At 46.5% G+C, this 14,305-nt stretch carries 10 protein-coding genes and 8 tRNA genes; 1 reads left to right on the forward strand and 17 read right to left on the reverse strand.

Features of this window, described 5'->3' with window-relative positions; all coding sequences use genetic code 11:
- Positions 1-3: 3 nt before the first annotated feature.
- From oadA to pncC, 16 genes are all read right to left on the reverse strand, one after another.
- On the reverse strand, positions 4-1,788 hold the full coding sequence (gene oadA, locus IX91_RS12870; protein ID WP_004748149.1) for a sodium-extruding oxaloacetate decarboxylase subunit alpha: 1,785 nt from the start codon (positions 1,786-1,788) through the stop codon (positions 4-6).
- A 31-nt stretch (positions 1,789-1,819) separates the two neighbouring features.
- Positions 1,820-2,077: an oxaloacetate decarboxylase subunit gamma gene (locus IX91_RS12875; protein ID WP_004748148.1), complete on the reverse strand. Its 258-nt coding sequence runs from the start codon at positions 2,075-2,077 to the stop codon at positions 1,820-1,822.
- 449 nt (positions 2,078-2,526) lie between these two features.
- Positions 2,527-2,603 (reverse strand) — tRNA-Arg (locus tag IX91_RS12880).
- A gap of 64 nt (positions 2,604-2,667) precedes the next feature.
- Positions 2,668-2,744, reverse strand: a tRNA-Arg gene (locus IX91_RS12885).
- 64 nt (positions 2,745-2,808) lie between these two features.
- Positions 2,809-2,885: transfer RNA gene (locus tag IX91_RS12890), tRNA-Arg, on the reverse strand.
- 64 nt (positions 2,886-2,949) lie between these two features.
- Positions 2,950-3,026 (reverse strand) — tRNA-Arg (locus IX91_RS12895).
- A gap of 64 nt (positions 3,027-3,090) precedes the next feature.
- A tRNA-Arg gene (locus tag IX91_RS12900) sits at positions 3,091-3,167 on the reverse strand.
- Positions 3,168-3,263: 96 nt separating this feature from the next.
- Positions 3,264-3,356, reverse strand: a tRNA-Ser gene (locus IX91_RS12905).
- A 25-nt stretch (positions 3,357-3,381) separates the two neighbouring features.
- Positions 3,382-3,458, reverse strand: a tRNA-Arg gene (locus IX91_RS12910).
- Between the two features lie 74 nt (positions 3,459-3,532).
- A tRNA-Ser gene (locus IX91_RS12915) sits at positions 3,533-3,625 on the reverse strand.
- A gap of 183 nt (positions 3,626-3,808) precedes the next feature.
- Positions 3,809-4,006, reverse strand: a complete 198-nt coding sequence (gene csrA, locus IX91_RS12920) for a carbon storage regulator CsrA (protein ID WP_004415691.1) — start codon at positions 4,004-4,006, stop codon at positions 3,809-3,811.
- A 92-nt stretch (positions 4,007-4,098) separates the two neighbouring features.
- A complete protein-coding gene (locus IX91_RS12925; protein WP_004747289.1) occupies positions 4,099-5,286 on the reverse strand; it encodes an aspartate kinase in 1,188 nt (395 codons plus the stop codon).
- Positions 5,287-5,482: 196 nt separating this feature from the next.
- Complete coding sequence (alaS, locus tag IX91_RS12930) at positions 5,483-8,065, reverse strand: alanine--tRNA ligase (protein WP_004747287.1); 2,583 nt, start codon at positions 8,063-8,065, stop codon at positions 5,483-5,485.
- 141 nt (positions 8,066-8,206) lie between these two features.
- Positions 8,207-8,671 carry a recombination regulator RecX gene (recX, locus tag IX91_RS12935; RefSeq protein ID WP_004747285.1) on the reverse strand — a complete coding sequence of 155 codons (465 nt, stop codon included), beginning with the start codon at positions 8,669-8,671 and terminating at the stop codon, positions 8,207-8,209.
- Between the two features lie 78 nt (positions 8,672-8,749).
- Positions 8,750-9,793 (reverse strand): recombinase RecA, encoded by a 1,044-nt coding sequence (recA, locus tag IX91_RS12940; protein WP_004747283.1) that lies wholly within the window; start codon positions 9,791-9,793, stop codon positions 8,750-8,752.
- A 191-nt stretch (positions 9,794-9,984) separates the two neighbouring features.
- Positions 9,985-10,479, reverse strand: a complete 495-nt coding sequence (gene pncC, locus IX91_RS12945; protein WP_004747281.1) for a nicotinamide-nucleotide amidase — start codon at positions 10,477-10,479, stop codon at positions 9,985-9,987.
- A 127-nt stretch (positions 10,480-10,606) separates the two neighbouring features.
- Between pncC and mutS the strand changes: the two genes are divergently transcribed.
- Positions 10,607-13,144, forward strand: a complete 2,538-nt coding sequence (gene mutS, locus IX91_RS12950) for a DNA mismatch repair protein MutS (RefSeq protein ID WP_038197656.1) — start codon at positions 10,607-10,609, stop codon at positions 13,142-13,144.
- 90 nt (positions 13,145-13,234) lie between these two features.
- Here mutS and lptG read toward each other — a convergent pair whose 3' ends face one another.
- A complete protein-coding gene (gene lptG, locus IX91_RS12955) occupies positions 13,235-14,305 on the reverse strand; it encodes an LPS export ABC transporter permease LptG (protein WP_004747276.1) in 1,071 nt (356 codons plus the stop codon).

A 14,305-nucleotide genomic window follows, 5' to 3' on the forward strand; every position in this document is an offset into this window, starting at 1 on the left:
CCCTTACGCTAAGCTCAGTAGCGGAGCGCCAACGGTCACAGAGTCACCCTCTTTGACATGCAGATCTTGAATGATACCTCCGCGTGCTGCACGAACTTCCGTTTCCATCTTCATCGCTTCAAGGATCAGTAACACGTCTCCTTCAGCCACTTGCGCACCACTTTGGACATGGACCTTAAAGATGTTACCGGCAAGAGGAGCAGGCACCGTTTCCGAGTTACCCGTTGGCGCAGCTGCAGGCGCTGCCGCTTGTTGCGGAGCTGCGGCTGAAGGAGCAACCGAAGTTAACTGACCTTGTGGACCAACTTCAACATCGTAGACCTGACCATCAACTTTAACGCTGTAAGTTTCGATGCCACCTTGAGCAGGCTGAGCTTGAGCAGCAGCAGGCGGTTCTTCTAGCCATGGTGCTGGCTCAAAGGCTTCTGGGTTACGGCGGTTCTTAAGGAACTTCAGACCTACTTGTGGGAATAGCGCATAGGTCAGCACGTCATCAACCGTATCTTCTGCGAGAGAAATGCCATCTTGTTTCGCTTTAGTCAGCAGTTCTTCAGTCAGCGAGTTCATCTCTGACTCAAGCAAATCAGCCGGGCGACAAGTAATCGGCTCCGCGCCTTCCAGTACTTTGGCTTGCAGATCTGCATTCACTTCTGCTGGCGCTGCACCGTACTCACCTTTCAGCAAACCCGCCGTTTCTTTGGTAATGCTCTTATAGCGTTCTCCAGTCAATACGTTGATTACCGCTTGGGTACCGACGATTTGAGAGGTTGGAGTCACGAGCGGAATGTAGCCAAGATCCTGACGTACGCGTGGGATCTCTTCGAGAACTTCATCGAGCTTATCAGCTGCGCCCTGCTCTTTGAGCTGACCTTCCATATTGGTCAACATGCCACCTGGCACTTGAGCAATCAGGATACGAGAGTCAACACCCTTAAGTTGACCTTCAAACTTGGCATACTTCTTACGAACATCACGGAAGTAAGCGGCAATCGGCTCAATTTGATCTAGTTTAAGGTTGGTGTCACGCTCGGTGCCTTGCAGCATAGCGACCACTGTCTCTGTTGGTGTATGACCATAAGTACAGCTCATTGATGAGATAGCGGTATCAAGGATATCTACTCCAGCTTCTACCGCTTTTACAGCAGTCGCTGTTGATAGACCCGTTGTTGCATGACAGTGAAGCGCTAAAGGAATATCAGTAGAAGATTTGATGCGAGTAATTAACTCTTCCGCTTCATATGGCTTAAGCAACCCAGACATATCTTTGATACACAATGAGTGACAGCCAAGGTCTTCAAGACGTTTAGCAAGATCCACCCAAGTATCTGTATTGTGTACTGGGCTAGTAGTATAAGAAAGCGTACCTTGAGCATGCGCGCCGACATCGACCGCTGCTTTTACTGCCTTCTCAAAGTTGCGCACGTCGTTCATCGCATCGAAGATACGGAAGACATCCATACCATTGGCATGGGCGCGTTCAACAAATTTTTCGACCACATCATCTGCGTAGTGGCGGTAACCCAGTAAGTTCTGGCCGCGCAGCAGCATTTGCATTGGTGTATTTGGCATCGCTTTTTTCAATGCACGCAAACGCTCCCAAGGATCTTCCCCTAAGAATCGAATACAGGCATCAAACGTCGCACCGCCCCATGTTTCTAGAGACCAGTAACCGACTTTATCCAGTTCCTCTGCGATAGGTAACATATCCTCTAGACGCATACGAGTCGCAAATAGCGATTGATGGGCGTCACGAAGGACCACGTCCGTTAAAGCTAGTGGTTTAGACATGCTCATTAACTCCTTTTAATCCTGTCAAATGCTACTTAGCGGTAGAGGTACGATACTGATGTACCGCTGCGGAGATTGCCGCAACTACCTTCGGGCTAACAGCAGAAGATGGTGATTGAACTTTGTTATTTTGAATAGGTGTCGCGATCGGCTCAGGTACTTCTTGTGGTACCAGTTTTGACATCAACCGAACGAGATAGACGAGAATAGTGAGGAATATAAATACTACAGCCATCCCTGTAAGCATCAGGGTTGCAGCATCTACTAGCAGGCTTCCAATATTATCCATTTTTGCATCCTTTCTTTGTCATCCTGACAACAGCATTAGGTATATCGCTAAAAACATCGTGTTTTATCATCGCTCAACGCTAAATTTAGCCAGCATCTTGCTAGCACTCTTGTTGCCAGAACATGCAGTAAAATCCTGACAAGAGGTCTAGGATTATCTCGATTGGTTAAACTTTGTCAATTTTGTTTAAGGTGCTATTGAGGATATTGCACAAATCTAGGGAATTATTCGTCACACAAATCACATAAATCTGCAATACATCTTCATATAAGCATAAATAACTGCGTGTTTTATGACGTTATGCCAAAACATGGTGCATTACTGCGATAGGCTTAAAAGAAACAGGAAAAGAGTCTAAGAAACAATAGCTTGTAAACTCATTGTTTCAATAATGTTGCTAGGGTGTTAATAAAAAAGCCCTGCTATTTCTAGCAGGGCTTTAAAATAAGTGGCGCGTCCTGGAGGATTCGAACCTCCGACCGCCTGGTTCGTAGCCAGGTACTCTATCCAGCTGAGCTAAGGACGCACGGTTTTGATATCGACTCTAGATCAATATCAGGATGACTTTGATAAAAAGAAACCCTAAAGAGTGGCGCGTCCTGGAGGATTCGAACCTCCGACCGCCTGGTTCGTAGCCAGGTACTCTATCCAGCTGAGCTAAGGACGCGCAGTTTTGATATCAACTCTAGGTCAATATCGGGATGACTTTGATAAAAAGAAACCCTAAAGAGTGGCGCGTCCTGGAGGATTCGAACCTCCGACCGCCTGGTTCGTAGCCAGGTACTCTATCCAGCTGAGCTAAGGACGCGCAGTTTTGATATCGACTCTAGATCAATATCAGGATTGCTTTGGTAAAAAGAAACCCTAAAGAGTGGCGCGTCCTGGAGGATTCGAACCTCCGACCGCCTGGTTCGTAGCCAGGTACTCTATCCAGCTGAGCTAAGGACGCGCAGTTTTGATATCGACTCTAGATCAATATCAGGATTGCTTTGGTAAAAAGAAACCCTAAAGAGTGGCGCGTCCTGGAGGATTCGAACCTCCGACCGCCTGGTTCGTAGCCAGGTACTCTATCCAGCTGAGCTAAGGACGCGCAATGTTCTCTAAAACAAGAGATGTGAAGTATATCACACTAGTTCTTTGAAACAACAGGGCTTTAAAACAAAAAAATTGGCCATAAGCCAATTAATGGCGGTGAGGGAGGGATTCGAACCCTCGATACGGCTACAAACCGTATACTCCCTTAGCAGGGGAGCGCCTTCAGCCTCTCGGCCACCTCACCGTTTTATTCCCTGGTAAGGAAATTATGGCGCGTCCTGGAGGATTCGAACCTCCGACCGCCTGGTTCGTAGCCAGGTACTCTATCCAGCTGAGCTAAGGACGCGCTATGCTTTCTTGCTAAAGAAAGTTGTTTTAAAGCTGTTCCGAAGAACAATTCTTCCGAGGAAGAAGCAAGAATGGCGGTGAGGGAGGGATTCGAACCCTCGATACGGCTACAAACCGTATACTCCCTTAGCAGGGGAGCGCCTTCAGCCTCTCGGCCACCTCACCGTCTTGCGGAGGCACATATTACGATTTACCAAAAATATGTCAAACATTTTCTTGGCAAAAATAGCAAAAAGTCATTCAACCGTTGGCTATTTAATCAAAGCGATGTTAATTCGCTCTTTTTCCTATGTTTAGTTGCCTTTGTCGCACAAAAAAGGCTGACAAAATGTCAGCCTCTTCGTGTAATTAGTAGTTGCCTGATGCAACGTTACCATTACCTTTTTCTGCCTGAATGCGCATGTAGATTTCTTCACGGTGAACAGACACTTCTTTCGGTGCATTTACACCGATACGTACTTGGTTACCTTTAACACCTAGTACAGTTACTGTTACTTCATCACCGATCATGAGAGTTTCGCCAACGCGGCGAGTTAAAATTAGCATTCTGTGCTCCTTGAGTAATCTCTGATTTATCTTGCTACGCGGCTATTATCCAACAAAAGTTATATTTTCGTAAACTCTATTGTGGCTCGAATCTAGCCTAAAAAGGCATGTTTTTGTCGGCAGTCGACTGCCTCCGCAGAAGTTATGTAAGCATCATGCAGTATGTTAGCCGCTTTGTCGACACATTCTGGTAACAGGACAAGCATCAAAGATTGTGGATTAACTGCGTAGTGCTCAACCTCAATCCCCTGCTCCGTCAACAACGCGTATGATCTTTCAACCAGTCCTTCGACATGTAGACCAACTGCTGTTAGTAAGCTTACTGAGTCACTATTACGGATTTTGTCACCGAAAACCAGTTCCAGTTTTGCATAAGCGTCGTGTTTTATCACTACACCTATCCATTCTGCATGCTCGATCACATTCCAAATTGTGACGCCTAGCATCTGGCACTGTTTTTTCATACTGGCTAAGGCAGCTTTTTCAATTCTGATCAAACACATATCGCGTTGAATAGCGACGCCACACACCGCAGACTGACACTCTTCACCTTTAACCAAGCTGCCAGCGTTGACATCGAATGTCGATAATACCCGCAACGGTACATTGTGTTTCCATGCATACTGGACTGAAGGTAGATGCAGCACTTTAGCCCCTTTACGGGCCATTTCTTCCATCGAAGGGAAATCGATGACATCTAATTTTTGTGCATTGGCGACCACGCGCGGATCGCAAGTATAAATACCGTCAACGTCAGTAAAAATCTGGCACTCATCCGCTTCAAGCGCTCCAGCAAGCGTTACCGCACTGGTATCTGAGCCACCTCGACCAAGAGTTGTGATATCCCCGTTATCATTCACACCTTGAAAACCGGCGACGATTACAACTTGATCCTGTTCAAGGAGTTGAGTTATCGCGGTCGTATCAATTTGTTTAATCGTTGCGTCATTGTGCTGATTGTCAGTCACAATACACGCCTGTGCTCCGGTAAGTGAACGTGCTGCATAGCCTAGTTTATTTAGAGCCATTGCAAGCAGTGCCATCGACACCTGTTCACCAGCAGAGAGCAAAACATCAAGTTCTCTCGCGGTAGGCACACTGTCTACCTGTTTAGCCAAGTCCATCAATCTGTTTGTTTCACCAGACATTGCCGATACGACTACGACAACTTGATTACCATCATTTTTCGCCTTTATGATGTGTTCAGCGACCTTATGGATCCTTTCTATTGAACCCACAGAAGTTCCACCAAACTTTTGCACGATAAGGGGCTTTTTCACCAGTCTTCACCTTCCCGAGACCAAAGTCTCATTCGAACCACATTCAATATGTTGAATATTGCTTGCAGTAGTTATAACAAAAACCAAGTGACTTACTTGATGTTCATTGTGAGCATCAATTAAAGCACTTGGTTGTCAGAAAAAAATTACGCTCAATCAAATAACTGATTGAGCGTAAGAATCGTTTAATTTTTAATTAAAGACGTTCTTCTAGCCATGGCTGAACTGTCTTCATTGCTTCAGGCAGAGCAGCAACGTCAGTACCACCCGCTTGAGCCATATCAGGACGACCGCCACCCTTACCGCCAACCTGCTCAGCAACCATCTTCACTAGGTCACCGGCTTTTACTTTGCCGATAAGATCTTTAGTCACACCCGCGATTAAACCAATCTTGTCACCGTTAACGTTGGCAATCATTACAACGCCGCTGCCCATTTGGTTTTTAGCATTGTCGACCATAGTACGAAGGTTCTTAGGATCCGCTCCTTCCATACCTGCGATAAGTACTTTAACGCCGTTGATCTCTTGAGCTTTCGCCATGATGTTGGCACTTTCCGCTGCAGCCATCTTGTCTTTAAGCTTCTGAATCTCTTTCTCTAGCGATTTTGCTTTCGACGCTGACTCTGCAAGCTTCTCTTCAAACTTTGCTTGTTGAGCTTCGATTGCGTCTAGTGCCGCTTCACCTGTTACTGCTTCGATACGGCGGATACCTGCTGCGATACCACCTTCAGAAGTGATCTTGAATAGGCCAATATCACCCGTGTTTGATGCGTGGATACCACCACAAAGCTCGGTAGAGAACTCACCCATTGATAGAACGCGAACCTCATCATCATACTTTTCGCCGAACAGTGCCATTGCACCTTTCTGCTTCGCTGACTCGATGTCCATTACGTTAGTTTCAATAACGTGATTACGACGAACTTGAGCATTCACTAGGCGCTCAACTTCTTTTAGCTCTGCTGGCGTTACCGCTTCTAGGTGTGAGAAGTCAAAACGTAGGTTTTCAGGTTTAACTAGCGAGCCTTTCTGCGTAACGTGTTCACCTAGTACTGAACGTAGCGCTGCGTGTAATAGGTGAGTCGCAGAGTGGTTGAGAGAAATCGATGCACGACGCTCAGCATCAACGGTCGCTTGTACTTCATCACCCTTCGCTAGAACGCCTTCCGCAAGAACACCGTGGTGCGCAATTGCGTTACCTAACTTCTGAGTATCTTCTACTTTAAACAGACCAGATTCAGTCTTCAGAACACCAGCGTCACCACATTGACCGCCAGACTCAGCATAGAATGGCGTTTCACCAAGGATGATGATCGCTTTGTCGCCTGCCGATAGAGCCTCTACTACTTCACCATCAACGAAAATTTCAGCAACATTACTCTTACCTTCGGTACCTGTGTAGCCACAGAACTCAGACTCAGCTTCCGTTTTGATCGTTGCGTTGTAGTCAGTACCAAACTGGCCTGCTTCGCGAGCACGTTGGCGCTGCTCTTCCATCGCTTTCTCAAAGCCAGCTTCGTCAATTGTAAAGTCACGCTCACGAGCCACATCGTTAGTTAAGTCAGCAGGGAAACCGTAAGTATCGTAAAGCTTGAAGACTGTTTCACCGTCTAGCTCTTTGCCTTCAAGTACATCAAGTGCTTCATTAAGAATCACCATGCCGCGCTCTAGTGTGCGACCAAAGTTCTCTTCCTCGATGCGAAGTACTTTCTCAACAAGCTCTTGCTGTTTCTTAAGTTCTTCTGCAGCGCTGCCCATCACTTCAGCAAGTACACCAACAAGTTTGTGGAAGAATACGCCTTGTGCGCCCAACTTGTTACCGTGACGAACGGCACGACGAATAATACGACGTAGGACGTAACCACGACCTTCGTTTGAAGGCATAACGCCATCAGCGATTAGGAATGAACAAGAACGGATGTGGTCAGCAATAACGCGTAGAGACTGGTTTGATAGATCGTCGTGACCGACAACCTCAGCCGTCGCTTTAATTAGCTTTTGGAATACATCGATTTCGTAGTTTGAGTGAACGCCTTGCATGATTGCAGAAATACGTTCAATACCCATACCTGTATCAACAGCAGGCTTAGGTAGTGGCTCCATCGTGCCATCTGCATGACGGTTAAACTGCATGAATACGTTGTTCCAGATCTCGATGAAACGGTCACCGTCTTCTTCTGGAGTACCAGGACGACCGCCCCAGATATGCTCACCGTGATCGTAAAAGATTTCTGTACATGGACCACAAGGACCTGTATCGCCCATCGTCCAGAAGTTGTCAGACTCGAACTTCTTGCCACCTTCTTTGTCGCCAATGCGAACGATCTTGTCAGCAGGCACGCCTACTTTCTTGTTCCAGATCTCGAATGCTTCGTCATCTGTTTCGTATACCGTCACCAGTAGCTTCTCTTCTGGTAGACCAAGAGTCTTAGTCAGGAACTCCCAAGCAAACGCAATCGCGTCTTCTTTGAAGTAATCACCAAAGCTGAAGTTACCGAGCATTTCGAAAAACGTATGGTGACGAGCTGTGAAACCAACATTCTCTAAGTCGTTATGTTTACCACCCGCACGTACACAACGCTGAGCCGTAGTTGCTCGTGTGTAGGCACGCTTTTCGGCACCTAAGAAGCAATCTTTAAATTGGTTCATACCTGCGTTTGTAAATAGCAGGGTTGGATCGTTATGCGGAACCAACGATGAACTGTCTACGATTTGGTGTCCTTTGCTTTCAAAGAACTTAAGGAACGCGTTACGAACCTCATCAGTGCTCATGTACATGCAGCTCTTCCTGAAAATAGTCGAGTTAGAATTTTGCGCTATTGTAGATCATGGTTAACGCTACGACTAGTTTTCTCGCAGAAAAGAGCAGATTGATGTGTTAATTCATCGCAAATCTTTAAATTGATGAGTTATTCGACTTCAGTCCTCATCATTAGCGCTAAGCGCATAGCTAATTTGTTCAAAGCTGTAACCACGATATTGAAGAAAACGCACCTGTTTGGCGTACTCTTTTTGGTCTTTCGCTTTAATCCCTTTAAATTTCTTCTCTGCGGCTAGTTTTGCTAACTCGAACCAATCTTGTGGTTCTTCTTCCATTGCTTTGTCCACCACCGAGTCCGCGACTCTTTTCTGCTGCAATTCTTGTCGGATGCGCCTCTCTCCATGGCCTTTGTAGACATGTTGACGTATTTGGCTTTTGGCATAACGCAGATCATCAAGATAATTGTGATCGATACAAAAGTTCACGGCCTCTTGAATAGCGTCTTGTTCATAACCTTTCAGGCTTAATTTCTGGTATAGCTCGTATTCACCATGATCTCGGCGACTTAGCAATTGAATAGCGGCTTCTTTGCTCGATAATGTCGGTGGCTTTCTTTGAAACATCTGAAATAAATTTCTAAATTCTAAATACAACAAAGCCCCGCACATAGGCAGGGCTTAAACAATGAGTAGTGAGCTAGCTTATAGCTCTTGCTCTGGCATTTCACCTAGCTCAGCATCATCTGGCTGAACTTCAGCTGGTGACAGTAGCATTTCACGTAGCTTAGCATCGATCGCTTGTGCAGCTTGCGGGTTCTCGCGTAGGAACTTACCAGCGTTCGCTTTACCTTGACCGATCTTATCGCCGTTGTAGCTGTACCAAGCACCCGCCTTTTCAACTAGCTTGTGCTTAACGCCTAGGTCGATTAGCTCACCTTCACGGTTAAAGCCTGCGCCGTAAAGGATTTGCGTTTCAGCTTGCTTAAATGGTGCCGCAATCTTGTTCTTAACAACCTTGATGCGAGTTTCGTTACCAACCACTTCGTCACCTTCTTTGATAGAGCCAGTACGACGAATATCAAGACGAACAGATGCGTAGAACTTAAGCGCGTTACCACCTGTGGTTGTTTCTGGGTTACCGAACATCACACCAATTTTCATACGAATCTGGTTAATAAAGATACACATACAGTTAGACTGCTTCAGGTTACCCGTTAGCTTACGCATTGCTTGAGAAAGCATACGCGCTTGAAGACCCATGTGGCTGTCGCCCATTTCGCCTTCGATTTCAGCTTTAGGAGTTAATGCTGCAACTGAGTCGACGACCATTACGTCAATAGCGCCTGAACGTGCTAGCGCGTCACAGATTTCTAGAGCTTGTTCACCTGTATCGGGCTGAGAAACCAATAGCGCGTCAATATCAACACCTAGCTTCTTAGCATAAACAGGATCAAGAGCGTGCTCAGCATCGATAAAGGCACAAGTTTTACCTTGCTTTTGCGCTGCTGCAATACACTCAAGTGTCAGCGTCGTTTTACCTGAAGATTCTGGACCGTAGATTTCTACGATACGACCCATAGGTAGGCCACCAGCACCCAAAGCGATATCCAAAGAAAGTGAACCTGTAGAGATAGTTTCTACGTCCATTGCGCGGTTGTCACCAAGGCGCATGATTGAACCTTTACCGAATTGCTTTTCAATCTGACCTAGCGCAGCGGCGAGCGCTTTCTGTTTGTTCTCGTCCATCACTTTCTCCAAATGATTCATCTATTTCGTGCTGATGATTATCAATCTAATTCTTCCGTTCAGCTCAGTGACTGAACAATCAATGCAAGCCATTATACTGTTGATTCATACAGTGTCTATACCTGTATGGTTTTTTTTTAGCTTTTGGTGATATCCACCTAATTTTAAAAGCATTTATTTTTCAGGGCAGCCTATTTATTTCTTGCCGACAGTTCTACGTACAGTACTTTTAACGCGTGTTCGACTGCCTGTAGGCGAACTTGCGCACGGTCGCCTGAAAAGCGCACTGTCTCTACTTTTTTCCAATCGCTAGAATCAGCCCAAGCAAAACAAACGGTTCCAACTGGTTTCAGATCAGTACCGCCTCCAGGCCCTGCGATACCGCTGATTGAAACGCCAATATTAGCATTTGAGTTCTGTATCGCCCCCTCAACCATCTCAACTACAGTTTGTTCACTAACCGCGCCAAACTGTTCGAGTGTTGCCGCTGACACGCCGAGCATCTCCATCTTGGCTTCATTGCTATAGGTGATAAACGCGCGATCAAACCAAGCTGAGCTGCCAGCAATATCAGTAATTGCCGCAGAAACACCGCCACCAGTGCAAGATTCGGCGGTGGTCATGACTAATTTATGATGATTTAGCAACTCACCTAACTGTTGAGAGAGATTTTGCTGTGATTCCATATCTAAAACCCTTTATTACACCTTTTCGCTCTTAGGCTATTCACGTATCCTAAGCCGCAATAGGAATAAACAAAAGATCTATACTGTGAAAGCGTTACCTGAAAAAGAAAAGCAAAAACACACGCCTATGATGCAGCAATATCTCAAGCTCAAAGCTGAGAACCCAGATATCTTGCTGTTTTATCGGATGGGAGATTTCTATGAGCTTTTCTACGATGATGCGAAGCGAGCATCTCAATTGCTCGATATTTCTCTGACTAAGAGAGGCGCTTCTGCCGGCGAGCCTATCCCAATGGCCGGTGTGCCATTTCATGCCGTGGAAGGTTATCTGGCAAAACTGGTTCAACTGGGTGAGTCTGTCGCTATTTGTGAACAGATTGGCGATCCTGCAACCAGTAAGGGGCCAGTTGAGCGCGCTGTTGTTCGCATTGTCACACCGGGTACCGTCACCGACGAGGCACTGCTCTCTGAAAGGCTAGATAACCTGATTGCTGCCATCTATTACCACGACGGCAAATTTGGTTATGCGACTTTGGATGTGACCTCAGGTCGGTTCCAATTAATGGAACCTGAAACCGAAGAAGCGATGGCGGCAGAGCTGCAACGCACTTCGCCACGTGAACTGCTTTTCCCGGAAGATTTTGAACCTGTTCAGCTGATGTCTTCGCGTAACGGTAATCGTCGTCGCCCAGTTTGGGAGTTTGAGCTTGATACCGCTAAGCAGCAATTAAACCAGCAATTTGGCACGCGCGATCTTGTGGGTTTCGGAGTGGAACACGCGAAACTTGGACTCTGCGCAGCAGGTTGTTTGATTCAATATGTCAAAGATACTCAGCGCACCGCACTACCACACATTCGATCGTTGACCTTTGACAGACAAGATCACTCCGTTATTTTGGATGCCGCGACACGACGTAATCTAGAAATTACTCACAATCTGGCTGGCGGCACAGACAACACCTTAGCTGAAGTGCTAGATCATACTGCGACAGCTATGGGTAGCCGTATGCTCAAACGTTGGTTACATCAGCCGATGCGCGACATCGACACGCTGAATCATCGTTTAGATGCTATTTCTGAATTAAAAGAAGTGTCACTGTTTGCTGATCTTCACCCTGTGTTAAAGCAGATCGGTGATATCGAACGTATTCTTGCTCGCTTAGCTCTACGTAGTGCAAGACCTCGTGATATGGCTCGCCTTCGTTTTGCGATGCAGCAATTACCTGAGCTAGCAGAGTCGATGAGTTCATTGGCTCACCCATACTTATCCAAACTGGCTCAGTACGCTGCGCCAATGGACGAGGTATGTGAGCTACTAGAGCGCGCAATCAAAGATAACCCACCTGTCGTTATTCGTGATGGTGGTGTGATTGCTGAAGGCTATAACGCAGAACTCGATGAGTGGCGTAAGCTAGCGGATGGGGCAACAGAATACCTTGAGCAAATGGAGCAGGATGAACGCGAACGTCACGGTATCGATAGCCTAAAAGTGGGTTACAACAACGTACATGGTTTCTTCATCCAGGTGAGCCGTGGTCAAAGCCATTTAGTTCCTCCCCATTATGTCCGTCGTCAGACATTAAAAAATGCAGAGCGTTACATTATCCCAGAGCTCAAAGAGCATGAAGATAAAGTGCTTAACTCTAAGTCGAAAGCACTCGCTCTGGAGAAGCAGCTTTGGGAAGAGCTATTTGATCTCTTATTACCACATTTAGAACAAATGCAAAACGTCGCTTCTGCGGTGTCGCAGATCGATGTATTGCAAAACTTAGCTGAGCGCGCAGACAGCCTAGGTTACTGTCGTCCTACTTTGACTAAAGAAGTGGGCATTCATATTCAAGCAGGCCGTCACCCTGTGGTTGAACAAGTAATGGACGACCCATTTATTGCCAACCCTATTGAGCTAAACCCACAGCGTAAAATGTTGATCATTACTGGTCCGAATATGGGTGGTAAGTCAACTTACATGCGCCAAACCGCATTGATTGCGCTGATGGCCCACATTGGTTCTTATGTGCCTGCAGAGTCCGCTCAAATTGGTTCTATTGATCGCATCTTTACCCGTATTGGTGCTTCTGACGATCTAGCCTCTGGTCGCTCGACCTTTATGGTTGAGATGACGGAGACAGCAAACATCCTCCACAACGCCACAGCCAATAGTTTAGTTTTGATGGATGAAATCGGTCGCGGTACCAGCACCTATGACGGACTGTCTCTTGCGTGGGCAAGTGCCGAGTGGCTAGCTAAAGAGCTAGGCTCAATGACCCTGTTTGCGACTCACTATTTCGAGCTAACAGAGCTACCTAATCAGATCCCACACTTAGCCAACGTTCACCTAGATGCATTGGAACATGGCGACAGTATTGCCTTTATGCACGCTGTCCAAGAAGGGGCTGCAAGTAAATCTTATGGTCTAGCGGTAGCGGGCTTGGCAGGCGTACCTAAGAGTGTGATTAAAAACGCGCGCGCTAAGCTGACACAGCTAGAACAGTTAGGCCAAGAAGGTGAAGGTGTACCTCGTTCAAGTGCTGTAGACATCGCCAACCAACTTAGTCTGATTCCAGAGCCAAGTGAGGTTGAAGAAGCACTATCTGCGATTGACCCTGATGACTTAACACCAAGGCAAGCATTAGAAGAGCTTTATCGACTGAAAAAGTTGATGTGATATCTAAGGTCTGTTGACCTAATACCATAGAAAACAAAAACGGCAGCCAATTGGATTGGCTGCCGTTTCTTTATTGCGAAAACATTTAGCTTAGAGCTTCCTACGCAATAGCAACAAGGCGACCGTTAAGAACACAATACTAGGCATCACTGCACCAAATACTGGCGGGATGTTGTAGACCAAACTGAGGGGGCCAAAGAATTCACTCGATATATAGAAAGTAAATCCGGCAATCACACCCGATAGAATACGCGCACCCATAGTTACACTGCGCAGTGGACCAAAGATAAATGACAGTGCCATCAACATCATCACCGCAATGGAGAAGGGCTGTGTCACCTTACGCCAGAAGGCCAATTCATAACGCGATGGATCTTGCTCAGACGCTTTTAAGTAGGTGACATAATCATACAGCCCACCTAGAGATAACTCTTCTGGTTTGACCGTCACTACCGCCAACTTGTCCGGTGCCAGAGAAGTCGTCCAACTATACTCAGCGAGACTTTGCTTGGAGATTTCGACCTCGTCCACCATTTCAGTTAACTGAACGTCTTTCATCATCCAAGTATTGTCTGACACATACTCGACTTCCGCAGCATAAACAACGCTTTCCAAGCGCTTGTCATCATCGTAGCGCCACATGTTCATGCCATAGATTTTGCTGTCCTCAACTTTACCAATAAAGATAAAGTCATTGGCGTCACGTGCCCAAACTCCGGTCCGTACTGACATAATCGCACCTCCCGAAGTGGCAAAAGCACGCAAATCACGCGCCGCTTTTTGCGCTTGAGGTGCGCCCCATTGTCCAAGCAAAGTGACCATAATCATCAGGGGCACAGCGGTTTTCAGCACCGATAAGCCAATGTCGAGTTTCGAAAAACCCGCCGCCTGCATAACCACTAGCTCAGAGCTTGAGGCCAACATACCAAGTCCAATCAGAGCACCAAGCAATGCCGCCATTGGAAAGAACATTTCAATATCACGTGGAATACTGAGCAAAACGAACAGCAAAGCTTGCACAAGGTCATACGTCCCCTCGCCCACTTTACGCAACTGCTCAACGTATTTGATGATCGCAGAAAGGCCGACAAAGGTTGCCAATACCAAAGATGAGGTGGCAATAATGGTTCTACCTATGTAGAGATCGAGAATCTTAAACAC

Origin of the sequence: Vibrio tubiashii ATCC 19109 (genome assembly GCF_000772105.1) — a bacterium.
GTDB lineage: Bacteria > Pseudomonadota > Gammaproteobacteria > Enterobacterales > Vibrionaceae > Vibrio > Vibrio tubiashii.